Genomic DNA, 18,704 nt, shown 5'->3' with positions numbered 1-18,704 from the left:
CTACAGCATCATAAGGTATTTCATTCGTTTTTTTAAGAAATCATTCAATATTCTGCACGTCTATGATTTTTTAAAAATACGTATTATGAAATTGACTCAAATTCTATAAAAGGAAATCTTTATATCCTTAAGAACAACAAAACACCTATCACTCATAAGAGATAATAGGTGTTTTAGAAAACATTATTTTTTCTTTAATTGTTCTAAGAAGTTTGATGCTACGTTTAACGCTTCTTTGTTTTGCTGTTGAATTGCCTCAAATACTTCTGAACGATGAACCATCACTGACTTTGGGGCCACGATGCCTAGCTTCACTTGGTCGCCATCAACCGATAGAATTTTCACTTCTATATGGTCACCAATCATAATAGATTCATTCTTTTTCCTTGAAAGTACGAGCATTATTTAACACTTCCTTCAAGGGCACTTAGCGAAAAGCGTAACGGATAAGCCTTACTGTCACTTAACACAATCTGCTTCCCTACTTTTTTCTTCATATTGATGACAACTGGTGCAAGTAGATTCATTGTAGAGTCACTTAACTGTTCTTTTAATGTCACGATGGCATATGTAACAAGGTCCTCTTCTCGTTCCGCAACAAGTACTTCGCTATCTTCCATTGAAAGATCAAATGCATAATCAGGTTTGAATACAAATGGATAAGCAACAATGAAGCCAAGTTCAGCATTTTCAGTTGCTTGTAATAGCGCAAGCGGTAAATCCTGATCAAGTGGTAATAACACAAACTTCGTAACATCTGGAAATCCTGGAATACCTTCCGGGAATGTTATAACATCCTCGTTCGTTATTTCTACCTCACCTAAAAATTTCGTTGCAATTTTCATATAGTCGTTGCGCTCCTTTATACTATCACGTCCGTTTGAACAGATGGTCTTTGTACCATTGTACCAGTTACTTTTCCAGGTGTGTATTCATGAATTGGTTTGTTCACTTTTGTGTCAATTTTTGGTTCTCTTCTTTGAATATTAATATCAGTTGTACCTGGTGTATAATCAATTTTTACTGAGCCAATTGATGGCACAAATTTAATGTTGAATTGAACGCGATGGGGGCCATGATTTTGTTTCGCGATATTTTGGATAGTTGCACGTCCTTGGTCTTTACCAGCGCTTTCCATCATTTGACGTCCCTCTCTTGCTCTACGGGCCATCCCTTGTAGAGCCTCTTGTTTACCTTTTTGTGCATAATTAGCACTTGATTCAAGTGGACCTATTAAACCTAAGTCCCGTCTTGCTTGTGATGAGTCGATACGTAACACACCACGCGTTGTATTAATTTCAAGAATTGCTGCTGGTTGTTCAATATGCTGTGTTGCATTTGGTTGTTTAATGTACTGCTTTGGCTTCGCGATATCAAGATTCATTTGCGCATCTGTGGTACGAATTTGAATTTGTGGGAGTCGCACTTACACCTCTCCTTTTAAGAAAAGCGTCTGAACAAAATGTCCAAACGCTTATAAATATGTAGCTGATAAAGTTTACTATTATTTGTTCCTAACTCCGAAGCTTTTGTCCAAAAATCAATAATAGCTCATTCACTAATCTCTTTTAAATAAGCTACTTTACCTAATAAAATCTACCAATGTTTGTTGAATGATTTTTGCACCAACCGATAATGCTGCCTGGTGAATTGATTCATGTGTGACCATCTCAGTAATCGCCTTTGCATAATCAACATCCTCATTATTAGATAATTGCTTTGTTACACCTATCTCACGAATAGACAAACGATTTTCCATTAATTCCACACGGTTTTGACGAGCACCAACATCTGCTTGTATCTCAAGAATTTTATTATGCATGGCTGTAATATCATCACCGTTACTCTGATCAGCTACTCCCCCTAGAGCATCACCTATTTCTGCACCAGTAGCTGGTCCACCAGTACGATTAGGATCTAATAAATCTGATATTTTGCCCATCATATTATCAACATCTTGAAATAACTGAAGACCAGGTGTATTTACTGTCAATTGAATGCCATCGTAAACCTCTATTCGCACATCTTCAGCGTTGACATTCGCTGTATTGGCTATACCATTTTCAAATAGTGGTTGATTAGTTTTCGTTCCACTAAAAATATAACGATCTCCAATTTTGGTGTTGGCAACATCTTGTATCTGTTGACGGATTTGATCAATTTCCATTTTTGTTTTTTCTCGTTCTTCAGGGGTATTCGTATCATTTGCTGCTTGAATAACGAGTTCACGAACACGTTTCATCTGTTCCCCTACTTGGTTCAGTGAATCGTCAGTCATATCTAACCAGTTATTCACTTCATTCATATTACGTGTATACTGTTCAACCTTACCTAGATCACGTCGATAGCCCATCCCTTTAACTGCTATAACTGGGTCATCAGAAGGTCTAGTAATCTTAGAACCGGAGTTAATTTGATTTTGTAACTTCGACATTTTTCCAAAGCTATTATTTAAGTTAAGAAGCATGTTATTCGAAAGCATAGATTGTGTTATGCGCATTTTTGTAAGAGCCCCTTTCTTTTATGAAACTTGATTAAGCGATTGTTATAAACCTACACGGCCCATACCGTTAATGATTTTGTCTAATGTTTCATCAACTACTGTGATCATACGTGCATTGGCATTATACGCCTGTTGGAATGTAATCATATTTGTCATCTCTTCATCTAGTGATACTGAACTCATTGATGAGCGATTGTTTGAAATCGTTACTAGTAATGTTTCAGACGTCATATTTAAACGATATGCTTCTTCACCATCTACACCGAGCTTACCTATGATTCCTTGATAGTAGGAGTTAAATGTCGCGCCATCTAAATTACCTTGTACCTTTGATTGGATATTCGATAGTTCAAGAGCCCATTTCCCATTTCCTTCTTCATTCGGTTGTGACGAAGCTGCTAATTTAGAAGAATCCTCTTTAAGATCGGCATTTATACTAATATTTCCCGCATTGATAGTTGTCGAACCATCGGATGTTTCAAAGAAGTCTAGTGTACTTTGAGCTCCTGTTAGATCATAGCCTTGCTTATGCATTGAATTAAATACAGTAGCAAATTCAGATGCAAGTTTGTTGATGCTTGCTAACGTTTCCGGATAATAGCCTTTAGGACCAGTTGCACTTTGATATCCATACGAATTAATAAGTGATAATAGTTTCCCTTTTCCCGGATCAAGCTCGTCATATGATATTGAACCTGAATCTGTTGTACCTGAACCATTTACTACAATATCCGTAAACAAATTCGCTAAATCTTTACCGTCAATTTGTGTTGCGCCACTATTCACTTCAATACTAGCAGCATCCTTGCCATTGACTAATTTAATCTCCGTGCCTGATGGATATGGTTTAAATGAAATGGTTACAGTTCCCTCAGCCACCTCGCTTGCATTTCCACCAGATGGAACACGTTCTACTGATACTGGTATGTAACTATTTAATTCATCAATTAACGTATCACGAACATCATATAAATCATTGGGTACATAGCCATTTGGCTCAATCTCTTGCACTTGCTTATTAATCGCGGCAATTTGTTTGAGAAGCGAATTGATTCGATCCGTCGCCACACTAATTTCATTTCCTAAGTTCCCTTGGATAGTTTTTAACTGTGTATCGATATAATTAAAGGAGGTAGCTAGATGATTGGCACGCTCAATCGCAACTTTACGAGATGCAGCATTTTCTGGATTTGTACTTACGTCTTGAAGCCCCTTCCAGAACTGCTCTAATGCTGCGTTAAGACCGTATTGTGAAGGTTCATCCATGATATCTTCCATTTGAGAAATCGCATTTGAGCGTGATTCCCAATAGCCAAGCTTGTTTGTTTCTTGACGGAATTGACGATCGATAAATTCGTCGCGAATACGTTGAATTGAGCCCGCTTCTACCCCTGTTCCCATATGCCCAGGATAATAAGGCGTGTTTAAACCTGCTGTTGGAAATCCTGGTGTTGCTTGCATGTTCACGCGTTGACGTGAGTAACCAAGTGTATTGGCATTTGAAATATTGTGTCCAGTTGTATACAAAGCCGATTGTTGTGTAAATAAACCACTTCTACTTGTTTCTAAGCCCATAAATGTTGAGCGCATCTATTTTCCTCCCTATAGTAACCTCCAAAAAAATCAAGTATTCAATTTCGCAGGCGCAAAAACCTATGCTTGTGAATCGAAATATGATTTTTTGGCAACTGTATTTGTGCCGCGTACCTCACTGCCCGAGTAGTTCATTTGCTCGGGACGTGGACGTAGCGTATCTAGTGTCAGATTGACAAATTGTAGTGATTGAAACACTAACTTTTGATTTAAATCATTTTGTTTACGTAAGTCCTCTATGATTAGCATTAATCGATGGCGCACTGTTGACAGTGTGTCTTTTTGAGCTGGTTGTTCAGCAGCTTCGATGACATCAGCGACAGTCATTTTGTCAGTAGAAGCAAATCCTTTTGCTTCAAGGTAGTCCGTTACCTGTTTTTGACGCTGTTGCTCGAGCTTATCGATGGCCGCTACATGCGCCTGCTCATCCTTGAGCATTTGGTCCAGCGATTCGATATTGCCAGCTTTAATGATTTCAGTTTTTTTAAAGGCTAGTTCAAGTAAGCTTTTATGCATTCTTTCTAGCTTTGTTAATGTAGAACAAATCACTTCTACAGACATATTGCTAAACACCCTTTCTGTGATTCTCTAGAAACGATAATATTTCAGCATATCTTCTGCGACTTGTCGAGCATTTACTTTGTAGTCACCCGAAGCAATACCTTCTTTAAGTTGTTGCACACGCTCAGCGCGCTCAGCACTATATGTTGATACGCCTTGCATTTCCTGTGCTGTTTTTGAAATTTCAATTTTATCGGCAAAAGTTGCTTTGTTGTCGCCCGATTTTACATTGCGCACTTGATTTTTATAGGCGTTTACAGCATTCACACCATAAGATGTAATTTTCATTACAGGCCCCCCTATCTAAAAAGCTTATCTTACTATTATTTCGGACTGTCTCACACAATGTTAAGTTTTCAAACATAAAAAAAGATGGCTCAAAAGTTTTTGAGTCATCTTTTTCTTCACGTGACAACTTTAACAGAAAAGTGTGCTAATTATATATCAATTACGCCTCGGCGTAATTGCCGTCCGGTGGCTAACTTTATTCGGTCGTCTTTTTCTGCATGCGAATAGAAACTAAAACTAGTATTTTCAACAACTATAGTGGTGGAAGGCCTCTACTGGATAAAGTAAAATTAACACAGTCACTACTTTATTTTTTGCGATCAGCATGATACGTTACACGATCGCGTTGTGCAACACTATCTCGGAATTCCTTTGCCGCATCAAATGTACGAAGATCTGACTTTAATTCGTTCTGGCATTTTGAACAGAGTTTGCCCGTTGTCGTTAAATGACCACAGTTATCACATGGGTAACCTAAATTCGGGAACATTGCTGGCTGCAAACGTCCTTTGCGAACCCATCTATATAATAGTTCCTCTTCAGCTCCAGTTGCCTCAACAATGCGTTCAACAGTTGCTGCACGGTTTTCACGTTTGCGTAAAAATCGATAAACAATTTGATATAATTCTTCTTCAGATTGAGCACATTTATGACATACTTCCCTTACCCCTATATAGTTAAAAAACTCATTACATTTTGGACAATTGCGAACCTCCGCCATCTAATCTTCCTCCTCTTGCATGATAATTATTATATACAGTGAAACTTCAATCAGTGGGGGGTTCTTCATCCCCACTGATTGTACGTTGAACCAATCGGGCTTTTACGGTCAGTTGATTCAACCGTTTAATCTTTCCACTGAAGGTGGGCGTCTTACTGACTGTTACAGCGGGATAAATTGGCTAATTATACTATAGAATTTGTACTATCTATTATACATGATGCTTTTTTAATTTCATCCACTAATTAAAGTGAAACTACGAACATTTTTGGCACCAGCTTCTAGGAGAACCTCAGTGGCATGCCGTAATGTCGTTCCTGTAGTTTGTATATCGTCAAAAAGGACATATTCTTTATACGCTATACTTACGTTAGATAATAATCGAAAGAGTGGTGTCGTTTGTAAGCGTTCCTCTCTATTTTTCGAACTTTGTGTTTCAGTCGTCGTTTTTTCTAATAGTTGTATATAGGGGATTTTTGCGGCTTTTAGTAGCTCCTCCATATGTGAAAAGGTGCGTTCTTTTTGTTTTAAGGGATGCATGGGGATTGGTATAATGGGCGACTTTTCATGTTTGAATTGCCGATATAACTCCTGACGAAATACTTTGGCAAGCGCCACATCTTGAAGGAATTTATATTGATGCAAATAAGCCTTCATGGTGTCATTATATTGATACAATGCTGTGGTTGTAAGAGAATGTTCGAATCGTGAGGCACATTTCTCGCAAATGCATGGCGGGAATTGTTTAGTTAATAGTAATTTCCAGGAAGCTTCTGATTGTAGGGACTGTGCGCATAATAAGCAATGCGTTTCAATTTTATTCATAGTGAGAATCCTATCTTATTGTTATACTGTATCTTTGCTCGTGCCTCATCCATTTCTGCTGTAATGCCATGATGAAAAAATACCACATCGCCATCTGCAAAGGCTGCATTCCGCCCAACACGTCCTGCCATTTGTATCAGTGCGCTTGACGTAAAAATAGAAGATTCCGCCCCGACGACAGCAACCTGTACATTTTTTATGGTGATACCTCTTTCTAAAATGGTTGTCGTTAATAATCCAGGAATTTCTTCATTGCGTAGCTTAAGCACCTTTTCTTTCCGTTCAGGGTCTTCTGCATGAACCACTAAAATACCCGGATGTAATGCTTGAAAAAGTGGCATGGCAATAGCCAGTAATTCGACTTTCGATAAAAAAATAAGGAATGGCTCATTTAGTGCAAGTCGATCTGCTGTCCATTTTTTCAACTTTAGCGGAATTTTACCTCGTCTAAAACTTTTTTCATAGCCCCATAAAGAACTGTATCGTGGCACCGGCAACGGTTGATTATGATAACGCTTTGGAATAAAGGAACAGCTAGTGTTTTGATACCGATTCAGTAATTTTTGTGATGGGGTTGCTGTCACAAATAGAATGGGCGCATCAGCAGTTTTTGCCTTTTGCACAGCTCTTTGTAAGGTTTCATCAAATGTATAGGGAAACGCATCAGCTTCATCCACTATCATGACATCAAAAGCTTGTTCAAAACGGTATAACTGATGGGTCGTTGCCATGACAAGCTGAGCGTAACCTTTTTGCAGTGGAGCCCCGCCATATAATGCATGAATAGTCGTTTGTGGAAAAACTTTCAGAAAGCGCGGAAATAATTCTAACACCACATCTGTTCGCGGCGTGGCGATACATACTCGTAAGCCATTTTGCAATGCATAATGGACAGATAGAAAAAGCAACTCCGTCTTACCAGCTCCACACACTGCACTGATCAGATGAGATCGTTTCGCTTTCACACTTTCTAGCATTTCATCGGCTGCCTGTTGTTGAAGTACTGTAAATTGTCCGGTCCAGTCTAATGAATGCCTTGTTTGTCTTATGGCTTGGGGACCTCTCCATATCACTAATTGTGTACAACTGCTAACCCTCCCCATAGTAAGACAATGTCTACAATAGACGCATAGCTGCCGACATTTTGAACAGTCAAACGTCGTAAATTGCTGAGGGTCTTCGTTATGGCATCGATTGCATTTTAAATGCGGTGTTTTTTGAATACCTTCTATTATAGTACAGTAGTTTCGTTCGATTGCCCGTTTCATATCGTTTTCTGCAATTGGTGTATGCTCTCTTAGCCAAATCCGCCCCTCATGAAAATCTCGTAATGCAGGTGGCAATAACCAACCTCTGTATTTCATATGTGTTTAACTCCTTTCTCCTCGTGATTATTTCTTTTCTATCGGCGATTTCCGCACTTCTTTCTACCAAATAAAAAAAACAGTCTCTACTATAATTCTGTAGAGACTGTCTTCACATCGAAACTATTTTTTCGTCCAGCCTAGCCCCATTGCACCTTCACCTAAGTGTGTACCGATAACTGGACCGAAATAGCTTAATTTAAAGTTTACATTCGGGTAGCTTGTAGCAAGCTGCGCCATCCATTCTTCGGCTTCTGCTTGGCAATTGCCATGAATGACCACAGCATCCATTGCCTCGTACTTACTAGCATCTTGCGCTAACAGTTCTTCCGCTCGCTTTAATGCCTTTTTACGTGTACGAATTTTTTCAAATGGCACAATCACCTTATCCACAAAATGTAGGACTGGTTTTACTTGTAATAAGCCACCAATTAATGCCGCCGCTGCAGACAGACGCCCTCCGCGTTGTAAGTGCGCTAAGTCATCTACAATGAAGTAAGCACGAATATACTGCTGCATTTCCGCTAATGCTGCAAGTATTTCTTTTGCTGAAAAGCCTTGTGCAGCCATTTCCGCTGCGCGTAATACGTAAAAACCTTGGACAGCACAAGAAATTTCGCTGTCAAATGCGTACACATCAAAGTCTTCCACCATTTCGCCTGCTTGGACCGCCCCTTGATATGTACCGCTTATACCACTTGATAAATGTATGGATACTACCTCGTCATAATCCTTTGCCAGTTCTTCAAAGAGCGACGCAAACTCTCCTACTGGTGGCTGCGTTGTTTTCGGAAATTCCTTTGTACCACGTACTTTATCATAAAATTCAGATGCCGTGATATCAATTTCTTCTGCAAATAATTCGCCTGCGATGTTTACACTTAATGGAATCATACGAATGTTTAAGCGTGCACGTTCCTCAGGCGTAATATATGCAGTACTGTCTGTTACGATTGCCGTCCTCATCCATGTCCACTCTCCTATGCTCCATAGTTTACAGTAAAAAGAAATGAATGTGAAATCAATTTTACCTGTGCGTAATCTTGTTCAGACTTTGATTTGGCTTGTACAATTCACACCACTCAAAATTTGTAACATCCGCGAGGTTAGCCTTATTCTACAAGAAATTCTGTCGTATAAAGCTGAAATTTCACATTCATTCCCTATGTATGATAAAGGGAATTAAATTCCCCTTGTTCTACTTGCCCGTGCTTGATTTTGTGTCGTCTCCAATATAAAAGACGCTCGTTACCTTCCAATCTCCATCCTCTTTGACAAAAACCGTTACCTGTTGACCAGTACTTTCATGCTCAACCTTTGGTTTTATTTGCATAAAATGCACGATCATATTTGTATGAACCTGCGCTTCATTTTCGCTATATTTGATAATCGTTGTATCTTTAACATCGCGTTTAGCATCTGTCTGTTCAAAAACTTCTGTAGTGTATTCTTTTTCTTCTTCATACTTGAAGCCTTTTGGATTCTTCGATATCATTTGCATATAACGATCTATATCTTCCTCATTGAATGCAGCAATATATTCATTGAAAGCTGCTAAAATTGCTTTTTCTTCATTAGATGGAATATTTTCCGCCTTTGTAATTTTCCCACCATTCGTTTCGAAGCCAACTGTGCCTTCATCAATGATTTTTTGTCTTTCTTCTACACTTAACTCATCATTTTTATTACCACAGGCAGTTAACACAAATAAGGTTAAAACTGCTAGAATACTTTTCTTTAACATCTTAAAACCTCCCGCGCAATATTGTAGCATATAAATGCTTTCGTAGGAATTTTGTTGCGCATTTTCAACTTTTAGTTGTTACATCTTTCTTATGACGCTATAAGCTATAAAATGTTGCACATCAATTGCGCCTCTGCGTAATTGCATCCGAAGGCCTTATCAAAGAAATATTTGCTGCATAAAGAGAAAAAACTGCTTTAAAAACTACTTCATCTTTAAAGTAGCTTTTAAATACAGCTTTTATTCCTATACTATGCAATTAACGTACTTCAACCCAGCCGTTTTTAATAGCTGTTACAACAGCTTGCGTACGGTCGTTCACATTCATTTTTTGTAAAATGCTTGAAACGTGGTTTTTTACTGTTTTTTCAGAGATAAACAATGTTTCACCAATTGTACGGTTTGATTGACCATCTGTTAATAGTTGTAATACTTCACATTCACGTTTCGTCAATAAATGGAATGGACGGCGAATTTCTGTTTGATGGAAGTTACCTTTGTTTTCATGTTCAGAAAGACGTCGGAATTCTGCTACTAAATTTTTCGTTACTTTTGGATGTAGGTAAGAACCGCCGTTCGCCACTACTTTAATGGCTTCTACGATTTCGTCAGCATCCATCTCTTTTAACATATAACCAAGTGCACCTGATTTCAGTGCATGAGTAACGTAAGTTTCATCATCATGAATGGATAGCATGATTACTTTTGCATCTGGAAATTCTGCAATTAAATCTGCTGTTGCTTCTACACCATTTCTGCCTGGCATATTAATATCCATTAATACCACATTTGGTTGATTTTCTGCGTATAGGTTTACTACATCTGTACCATCGTCACCTTCAGCAACTACATCAAACGTATCTTCAAAATCTAAAATACGTTTTACCCCTTCACGGAATAGCTGGTGATCGTCTACAATAATAATCTTCGTCATAAGTCTTTACCCCCTAAATTTCTGCAACAAATTGCTTCACTCTACTTCTAACGGAATTTTAAATAGGACCGTTGTGCCTCGATTTATCTCACTATCAATTGAGATTGTACCATTTAAGATTTCAATTCGTTCTCGCATACCTAAAATACCAAAAGAATGGTCTTTGACGCCGCGAGGATCAAATCCTACGCCATCATCTTTTACGACGATATTTACCGCATTGGGCAACCACTCGAGCTTGACCCATATATCCTTACATTTCCCGTGCTTCATGGCATTGGTTACACATTCTTGCACTAAACGGAAAATGGATACTTCATAGTTTGAAGGAATACGTTGTTCGGTGCTTCTTGATTGGAAATGAACTTCGACACCAGGATTATATTCAGTCACTGTCGACAAATATTTCTTTAATGTCGGAATAATGCCCAAATCATCGAGCGCCATTGGTCGTAAATCGTAAATAATACGACGCACTTCAGATAATGCGTTACGCACCGTTTTCTTTAAATCAGCTATTTCCGCCAAAGCATTTTCAATGCCCTTTTCACGATACGTTCTTTCAATTAAATCAGTGCGCATTAATACATTGGCCAACATTTGAGCAGGTCCATCATGAATTTCTCTTGATAATCGTTTCCGTTCTTCTTCTTGTGCAGCGATTATACGGATACCAAAATCCTGCTTCATTTTTGCTTGTTCAAGCGCTAACCCAACATTTTTTAAATCCGATGTTAAATAATTTAAAACGACATTCACTTGATTGACAATATGATCAGCACGTTCAATCGTATCGAGTAATCCTCTTAATCTTCTCTCTAAGTCATCTCTTTTATCGCGTAATTGCTTTTCTTGTGTTTTAATGACTGATAGTTTCACTTGAAAATCATGTGCCGTTTCATATGCATCTCTAACTTGTTCTTCGGTATAATTATCAAATGCTTTACTCACTAACACAAGTCTTTGCTTAGCAAGCTGCGTACTTTTTTCTAAAGCGTCGCCTTCATCGATAACTATTGATATTTGTTTTCGTACAATTTCTAGCTCTTTTTGCATATCTTCGAAGCTTAAACGACTTTGTTCGCTTATAATGAAGATATCATCTTTGGAGCTCATTATTGTCTCTAACATTCGATTAAATACGTCATCAAGCGACTCTAAATCGAAGGTATCATTTGAAAACATAGTGTACTCCCCAGTCTAATGTCCTTATGATTACATACTATTTTGAAAGACCAATTTCATAAGTCTATACCTATTATAGCATCACAATCATAAAATTTAATGCTTTTTCTTTATGAAAATTATAGAATACAACCCTATTTTAAAGGAGAATGACATATATGAGAGAAAATTATTTAACTGTTAAAGGATATGGAGAAAGTGAAATCATTATTTCTAAATCACGCTTTCTCACTTATATAGAACGTGCAGAGACAGAAGAGGATGCAATTACTTTTATTGAAAGTATAAAAAAATTACACCATAATGCCACACATAATTGCTCGGCCTATATAATTGGGGCACATGATCATATTCAAAAGGCGAATGATGACGGGGAACCTAGTGGCACAGCTGGCGTCCCAATGTTAGAGGTATTGAAAAAACAAGGTCTAAAGGATACGGTCGTTGTCGTTACACGCTACTTCGGTGGCATAAAGCTCGGCGGCGGTGGTCTTATTCGTGCATATGGAAAAGCAACAACTGAAGGCTTACTCGTTGCACAAGTTGTCGAACGAAAGTTACATCATATTATAAAAATTGCCATCGACTACACATGGCTAGGAAAAGTAGAAAACGAGATTCGTAGTTCTTCCTATACATTAGAAGAAATTAGCTACCTAGAAGGTGTCGAAATCATTGTTTCTGTGCTAAAAGAGCAAGAAGATTTATTCCAAAATTGGGTAACCGAATTAACAAACGGACAAGCAAAAATCACTTTCGAGGATGCACAATTTATCGAATTTGTTGTGAAATAAATATTTTTAATTGTCGAATATGGAATGTCCATAGTATAATTTTAATATTGAGCTATTTTATCAGTTACACGATAAGCGTAATTAGACCCAAGTTTTGAATTAAATCCATGTTGCGTAATGTAACACTTAGTAGTTATCACATTAATATAGTTTACTAACATTAGCTCTTATCACATTTTTCACCTACACACTAATAGCTTTACTGAATTAAATAATTTTATGCGTTCGTCCCCACGTATTGAAGAGGTAAGGTTAATTGCTACATTATTCCCAAAAGTTAGAGGAGAATATATAAATTATGAAAAGAAACAATTTAAAAAAGAAAAAGAGGTCATCTAAAGCTTCCTTAATTATCAAAGTAGCTTTACTACTCGTTGCTAGTTTACTAATTTGTGTCACTGCTTACGGTGTCTACATCACGAAGCAGGCTGAACATGCAGCAGACTCAGCGCACGAGGTATTAGAAGGTCGAGAAGTTTCTACACTACGTGAAGAAAAAGTAGAACCTGTGCATGATAATGTTTCCATTTTATTTGTCGGTGTAGATGATAGTGAAAATCGAGGTCAAGGTTCTGAAAACTCGCGTTCAGATGCGCTCATTCTAGCAACGCTAAACAATAAAACGAAGACGATTAAAATGCTAAGCATCCCTCGCGATTCTTACGTTAATATTCCTTCCGTAGGATATAAAGATAAAATTGCCCATGCACATGCGTTTGGTGGTACACTTTCTACAATTGAAACCGTTGAAGGTTTATTAGATATTCCAATTGATTATTATGTACGTATGAACTTCAATGCTTTTATCGATGTTGTTGATGCATTAGGTGGTATCGAGGCAAAGGTACCATATGTTTTACATGAGAAGGATGAATTCGATCGCAATTCAATCAACTTACAACCTGGCTTGCAACATTTAAACGGTAGTGAAGCACTCGCGCTTGCTCGTACACGTAAGCAAGATAGTGATATTGAACGTGGTAAACGTCAACAAGAAATTTTAACAGCGATTATTAAACAAGTGGCTTCAGTTGGCGCCATTTCAAAATATGATGATGTCATTAAAGCAATCGGTGATAATATGAAAACCGACATGACATTTAGTGAAATGAAATCTTTCCTATCTTATTTAACGCAAGGTATGCCACGTATAGACTCATTAACGCTAGATGGTACGGATGATATGTCAACAGGCATATACTTTTATCAATTAAATCAAGAATCAGTAGATGAAGTAACGAGTACACTCAAAAATCATCTCAACTTAAATAAATCTTCGTCTAGCCTAACTAGTGGTAATACAGGTAAAGATAACGCAGCTGCCGAAGACGATCCCTCCACAAATGAATCAGCACAATAAACATCAAAAGCCTTTCCAACATCAAACTTGATAGTGGAAAGGCTTTTTTCTGTCTTGATTGATGTAATTCTTCTTTTTTCCGCGGTCTACGCATACTACTTGTGTGTTCGTTTCTGGCTCACGAGCGTTATTCTTGGTCACCCGAGCGTTCATTCCTTGGCCCCGAGCAGTACTCTTGGCTACCCGAAACACGAAAAAAGCAATCACACACATCGCGCATGATTGCTTTCTCGGTTTTTATTTATTAAATATCCGCACAAAATTTAGTAGCGGTTTATAATTTTTACCTGCTAATCCTATCACTTCAACAAAAATTTCAATGGCCGTTAAAATAACAGCTACCAGTAAAATGGCACCCCATAATTTTGCCATCGAGAAGATGATAGCAGCTAACCCGAACATCATGGCAATACCATAAATAATGAGAACTGTTTGACGATGCGTAAAACCCATGTCCAATAATCGATGATGTAAATGGGATTTATCTGGATCTGACCATTTCTTCTTCATACGTACACGACGTACAATCGCAAAGAATGTATCAGAAATTGGTACACCTAGCATAATAACTGGGATAATTAACGAAATAAATGTGACGTTTTTAAAACCTAGTAATGCTAATACCGATATCATAAAACCAAGGAATAATGCGCCGGTATCGCCCATGAAAATTTTCGCTGGATGGAAATTATAAAATAGGAAACCGATTGTTGCTGCTGCTAAAATGGCTGCAATCGCTAATACAAACATATTGTTCATAATAATGGCCATACCAGCTAAGGTAATAAGGGCAATTGATGAAACACCGGCTGCTAGCCCATCTAAGCCATCTATTAAATTAATGGCATTGGTGATACCAACAATCCAAAGAATTGTTAAAGGTATACTTAGAAAACCAAAATCTAGCATACCCACGAATGGAAGGTTAATGGTTTCAATTTGAATTCCACCAACAAAAATAACTATGAGTGCTGCAATGAGTTGACCAAGCATTTTTGCCTTTGCCGAGATTTCACGCATATCATCAACGACACCGGTTGCTACGATAATACAAGCTCCGATAATAATCGCCACTAAACTATATTCACTAGTATTCCACGGTAGGTTGTTTATTAAAAATGGATATAGTATTGCTACCCCTATTAAAAACGCAAGGAAAATTGCTAATCCGCCAAGTCTTGGCATTATTCTTGCATGTACTTTTCGATAGTTCGGCGCGTCAACGGCACCTATTCTGAACGCTAAACGTTTAACTAGTGGAGTTAACAAAATGGAAGCAACGAACGCTGCTATTAAAGACACGTAAAGCATGTCTCTCCTCCTCAAAAAAAATAATCTACATTTAAAACCATTTTGATTATAGCACGAACAAGCAATGAAATATACTTTTTCTATTTATTTTCCACCATTTCACAAATGACATATTTCCTTATTATTATGTCCGTGTGCGCTATGTCAAATGTAGTCACCATTCGTAAAATTTGATAGAATAATGAAGTGTCTAGCATTTAGACAACATTAAAGGAGCGTAAATTCATGTTCTCAATTTTTAAACGTAATAACGAGCTAACAAGTGCTCGTCAACTAAAACGCTACTATAAAATAGTAGAGCAGATTAATAATCTTGAAGAAAATTATGTCAACAAGTCAGATGATGAATTAAAAGAAATGACTTTTATTTTCAAGGATCGTTTAGAACAAGGTGAGCAAATGACATCAATCATCCCTGACGCCTTTGCTGTCGTACGCGAAGCCTCAAAACGTGTATTAGGTATGCGTCATTTTGATGTACAACTTATTGGTGGTCTTGTACTAACTGAAGGAAATATTGCCGAAATGCCTACAGGTGAAGGGAAAACGCTCGTTGCGTCACTTCCATCTTATGTACGCGCATTAGAAGGCAAAGGTGTTCATGTCATTACGGTAAATGATTATCTTGCTAAGCGTGACTTTGAACTTGTAGGACAAATTCACCGTTTCCTTGGCCTAACAGTTGGCTTAAACGTGCCAATGATGGAGCCAGAGGCAAAAAAACAAGCCTATAATGCAGATATTACATACGGTGTCGGTACTGAATTCGGTTTCGACTACTTGCGTGATAACATGGCACATAGCTTGGCTGATAAAGTTCAACGTGCCTACCACTTCGCTATTATCGATGAAGTTGATAGTGTACTAATCGATGAAGCAAAGACGCCACTAATTATTGCTGGTAAAATGCCTGCGAACGATGAACTACACCGTATTGCATCAATGCTCGCTAAACGCTTCAAAGAAGAAGAAGACTATGACTTTGACGATGAAACAAAAGCTACTTCTTTAACGGATAAAGGCATTGAAAAGGTCGAAGCTGCCTTCAATGTTGATAATCTCTATGACCTTGAACACCAAACACTTTATCACTACGTTATCCAAGCTGTTCGTGCTCACGTTATGTTTAAACGCGACGTTGACTATATTGTTAAAGATGACAAAATCGAACTTGTCGATATGTTTACAGGTCGTATTTTAGAGGGTCGTTCACTTTCTGATGGCTTGCATCAAGCTATTGAAGCGAAAGAAGGTGTAACAATTACTGAAGAAAACAAAGCGCAAGCACAAATTACGATTCAAAACTATTTCCGCATGTATCCGAGGCTTTCTGGGATGACGGGTACAGCGAAAACACAGGAAAAGGAAATACGAGAAGTGTACGGTATGGAAGTTATTCAAATTCCAACAAACCGTCCACGTCAGCGTGTCGATCAGCCTGACATGATTTTCAAATCACAAGAAACTAAATATAAATATGTGGCAACTGAGGCTAAACGTCGTCATGAAAAAGGTCAACCTATTTTAATCGGTACCACTTCTATTCTACAATCTGAAACTGTTGCAGATTATTTGAAAAAGGAAGGGTTAAAATTCCAATTATTAAACGCGAAAACAGTTGAACAAGAAGTTGAACTGATATCTGAAGCAGGTCAAAAAGGCCGAATTACAGTCGCAACAAATATGGCTGGCCGTGGTACAGATATCGTGCTAGGTGAAGATGTACATGCACTTGGTGGTCTATATGTCATCGGTACTGAAAAGCATGAAAGCCGTCGTGTTGATAATCAGCTTCGCGGTCGTTCAGGTCGTCAAGGCGACATTGGCGAAAGCCGCTTTATTCTCTCTATTGAAGATGATATGTTCCGTCGTTACGCAAAAGAAGATGTTGAAAAGTTCTCTGCCAAAATGATTGCAGATGAAAATGACGTCATCCAAAACAAAGATGTACAAGAACTTATCGACCGCACACAACGCATTGTTGAAGGCTCACAATACGGTATGCGCGAGTACAATCTAAAATTAGATGATGTTATCAATGATCAACGTACAGTGATTTACGGTCTACGCGACAAAATTTTAGCCGGTGAAGATTTAATGGGCGAATTGAAAAAAATGTTGAACGAAACAGTGGATTTTGCTGTACGTGATGCAGCGCCAGATGAATTGCCTTCTATCGAATGGGATTATGACCAGATGGAAAGCTCACTTAATTCTTTATTCATCACGCCAGTTACCATCGACCGAGAAGTTGGTAAAGTCAAACAAATTTTAGCTGATGTACAGCCTTCGGTACAGGAACTGCTTAACCAAATGGAGAAGTTTACCGAAAATACGCAAGTAATGGCTGTTATTCCTCAAGTAATGCTTAGCTATATCGATAGCGGCTGGGTGAAACATTTAGAATCAATGGCGCATCTAAAAGAAGGAATCGGTTTACGTCATTACCAACAAGAGGACCCTATGCGAATTTATCAGCGTGAGGGGCTTGAATTATTCGGGAAGAATTTCCAAGAATTACGCCGTTCTATTATTATAGAAATTACAGGCTTCATGAAGATGATTGAAGCTGAACAGGGGGAACAACAATAATGAGCTTATTTTCATTCTTTAAAAAATCAGACAAAGTCGGTAAAGAAAACACAATCGACTCTAACGAATTATTAGGAAATGCTTCTTCAAAAAAGAGCGATAATCGTGACGTTGTAACAAAATTATCGTTCCATCCTGAATGGGATGTTCCACAGGAGCAAAAATACATTTTCAACTTCCTTGCCAATGAACTAGAACCATTAAAGCCCAATCAATTATCGCTTTCTTCTATTAGTATTGAAGAAGACCCTCGCTCAGGAAAATGGCTCGTTCGTGCATTCTTCCGCTCTTCTTTACCGGAGGCAATTGAGCTTGGAGAAATTGAATTATTCATAATGGATAAAAATGATGAGCTTGTAGCATCTAAAAAATTCGATTTCAAAGCACTAGGGACAATTCCAGCTGAAAGTGCTCGCCCTTGGGTATTTGAATTTGAAAAATCAACATTAAAAGTAGCTGAGGTACCTGAAGACGGCTGGAAAATTGCCTTTAACCTTGTATCCTTACGTGGACATCAGTTAGAGCTAGATGAATCATGGGAAAAACAATTACCAGCAACACAAAAAGAAGAGCTTGCGAAAATCGTAAAAACATTACCAACATTAGGTGAAACAGAAGTTAACTTTACAGGACTTCAAGCAAAACTTGCTGAGAATGGTAGTTTAAATGTTTCAATCTTTATTCGTAACGGTCATAACAAAGCCATTAACTTAGAACAATTACCATTAGAAATTATTGATGCAACTGGTAAACAAGTAGCAAAAGGCTCATTTAATATGGACCCTATCCTGACAGTACAACCAAATTCAACGAAGCCATGGACGTTCATTTTCCCGGCTGAACTTGTTGAAGCAGATGATGCTGACCTGTCTCGCTGGACAGCACGTGTAACACAATAATTATTAAAACTCCCTCTTTCTTACTTAAGG

19 protein-coding genes are annotated in these 18,704 nt (G+C 38.0%); 4 read left to right on the top strand and 15 right to left on the bottom strand.

The window, feature by feature from the left end; all coding sequences use genetic code 11:
- Positions 1–183 precede the first annotated feature (183 nt).
- The 14 genes from csrA to ACQKII_RS23520 all read right to left on the bottom strand — a co-directional run bounded on the left by csrA (position 184) and on the right by ACQKII_RS23520 (position 11,718).
- The gene (gene csrA, locus ACQKII_RS23585; RefSeq protein WP_427462876.1) at positions 184–402 is read right to left on the bottom strand and encodes a carbon storage regulator CsrA; all 219 of its coding nucleotides are present in this window, start codon (positions 400–402) and stop codon (positions 184–186) included.
- Positions 402–845 (bottom strand): flagellar assembly protein FliW, encoded by a 444-nt coding sequence (gene fliW, locus ACQKII_RS23580; RefSeq protein WP_427462875.1) that lies wholly within the window; start codon positions 843–845, stop codon positions 402–404. Before fliW ends, csrA begins: the two co-directional genes overlap by 1 nt.
- Before the next feature lie 17 nt (positions 846–862).
- Positions 863–1,426: a DUF6470 family protein gene (locus tag ACQKII_RS23575; RefSeq protein WP_427462874.1), complete on the bottom strand. Its 564-nt coding sequence runs from the start codon at positions 1,424–1,426 to the stop codon at positions 863–865.
- A 156-nt stretch (positions 1,427–1,582) separates the two neighbouring features.
- Complete coding sequence (flgL, locus tag ACQKII_RS23570; RefSeq protein WP_427462873.1) at positions 1,583–2,500, bottom strand: flagellar hook-associated protein FlgL; 918 nt, start codon at positions 2,498–2,500, stop codon at positions 1,583–1,585.
- 45 nt (positions 2,501–2,545) lie between these two features.
- A complete protein-coding gene (gene flgK, locus ACQKII_RS23565) occupies positions 2,546–4,093 on the bottom strand; it encodes a flagellar hook-associated protein FlgK (RefSeq protein ID WP_427462872.1) in 1,548 nt (515 codons plus the stop codon).
- A 63-nt stretch (positions 4,094–4,156) separates the two neighbouring features.
- A complete protein-coding gene (locus ACQKII_RS23560; protein ID WP_427462871.1) occupies positions 4,157–4,657 on the bottom strand; it encodes a flagellar protein FlgN in 501 nt (166 codons plus the stop codon).
- 27 nt (positions 4,658–4,684) lie between these two features.
- Complete coding sequence (gene flgM / locus ACQKII_RS23555; protein ID WP_427462870.1) at positions 4,685–4,945, bottom strand: flagellar biosynthesis anti-sigma factor FlgM; 261 nt, start codon at positions 4,943–4,945, stop codon at positions 4,685–4,687.
- 307 nt (positions 4,946–5,252) lie between these two features.
- Positions 5,253–5,666: a TIGR03826 family flagellar region protein gene (locus tag ACQKII_RS23550; RefSeq protein WP_427462869.1), complete on the bottom strand. Its 414-nt coding sequence runs from the start codon at positions 5,664–5,666 to the stop codon at positions 5,253–5,255.
- 234 nt (positions 5,667–5,900) lie between these two features.
- Positions 5,901–6,491 carry a ComF family protein gene (locus ACQKII_RS23545; RefSeq protein ID WP_427462868.1) on the bottom strand — a complete coding sequence of 197 codons (591 nt, stop codon included), beginning with the start codon at positions 6,489–6,491 and terminating at the stop codon, positions 5,901–5,903.
- Positions 6,488–7,855, bottom strand: a complete 1,368-nt coding sequence (locus ACQKII_RS23540) for a DEAD/DEAH box helicase (RefSeq protein WP_427462867.1) — start codon at positions 7,853–7,855, stop codon at positions 6,488–6,490. Before ACQKII_RS23540 ends, ACQKII_RS23545 begins: the two co-directional genes overlap by 4 nt.
- A 123-nt stretch (positions 7,856–7,978) precedes the next feature.
- Positions 7,979–8,821 carry a DegV family protein gene (locus tag ACQKII_RS23535; RefSeq protein ID WP_427462866.1) on the bottom strand — a complete coding sequence of 281 codons (843 nt, stop codon included), beginning with the start codon at positions 8,819–8,821 and terminating at the stop codon, positions 7,979–7,981.
- 232 nt (positions 8,822–9,053) lie between these two features.
- Positions 9,054–9,599: a nuclear transport factor 2 family protein gene (locus ACQKII_RS23530; protein WP_427462865.1), complete on the bottom strand. Its 546-nt coding sequence runs from the start codon at positions 9,597–9,599 to the stop codon at positions 9,054–9,056.
- Between the two features lie 259 nt (positions 9,600–9,858).
- Positions 9,859–10,533, bottom strand: a complete 675-nt coding sequence (locus tag ACQKII_RS23525; protein WP_143997302.1) for a response regulator transcription factor — start codon at positions 10,531–10,533, stop codon at positions 9,859–9,861.
- A gap of 36 nt (positions 10,534–10,569) precedes the next feature.
- Positions 10,570–11,718 (bottom strand): sensor histidine kinase, encoded by a 1,149-nt coding sequence (locus ACQKII_RS23520; RefSeq protein WP_427462864.1) that lies wholly within the window; start codon positions 11,716–11,718, stop codon positions 10,570–10,572.
- A 158-nt stretch (positions 11,719–11,876) separates the two neighbouring features.
- Here ACQKII_RS23520 and ACQKII_RS23515 point away from each other — a divergent pair, with 158 nt between their 5' ends.
- Both ACQKII_RS23515 and ACQKII_RS23510 read left to right on the top strand, forming a co-directional pair.
- Complete coding sequence (locus ACQKII_RS23515) at positions 11,877–12,512, top strand: YigZ family protein (protein WP_427462863.1); 636 nt, start codon at positions 11,877–11,879, stop codon at positions 12,510–12,512.
- A 298-nt stretch (positions 12,513–12,810) separates the two neighbouring features.
- Entirely contained in the window at positions 12,811–13,872 is a 1,062-nt protein-coding gene (locus tag ACQKII_RS23510) for an LCP family protein (RefSeq protein ID WP_427462862.1), read from the top strand.
- 237 nt (positions 13,873–14,109) lie between these two features.
- Here ACQKII_RS23510 and ACQKII_RS23505 read toward each other — a convergent pair whose 3' ends face one another.
- Complete coding sequence (locus tag ACQKII_RS23505; RefSeq protein WP_427462861.1) at positions 14,110–15,183, bottom strand: glycosyltransferase family 4 protein; 1,074 nt, start codon at positions 15,181–15,183, stop codon at positions 14,110–14,112.
- A 225-nt stretch (positions 15,184–15,408) separates the two neighbouring features.
- Here ACQKII_RS23505 and secA2 point away from each other — a divergent pair, with 225 nt between their 5' ends.
- Both secA2 and ACQKII_RS23495 read left to right on the top strand, forming a co-directional pair.
- Entirely contained in the window at positions 15,409–17,775 is a 2,367-nt protein-coding gene (secA2, locus tag ACQKII_RS23500; RefSeq protein ID WP_427462860.1) for an accessory Sec system translocase SecA2, read from the top strand.
- Complete coding sequence (locus tag ACQKII_RS23495; protein ID WP_427462859.1) at positions 17,775–18,674, top strand: accessory Sec system S-layer assembly protein; 900 nt, start codon at positions 17,775–17,777, stop codon at positions 18,672–18,674. The genes secA2 and ACQKII_RS23495 overlap by 1 nt, the downstream gene beginning before the upstream one ends.
- Positions 18,675–18,704 lie beyond the last annotated feature (30 nt).

It is taken from the genome of Lysinibacillus sp. NPDC048646, assembly GCF_050272295.1.
Lineage (GTDB): Bacteria > Bacillota > Bacilli > Bacillales_A > Planococcaceae > Lysinibacillus.
Note: the sequence above shows the minus strand (reverse complement) of the source record. Positions and strands in the feature narration are given on the sequence as shown.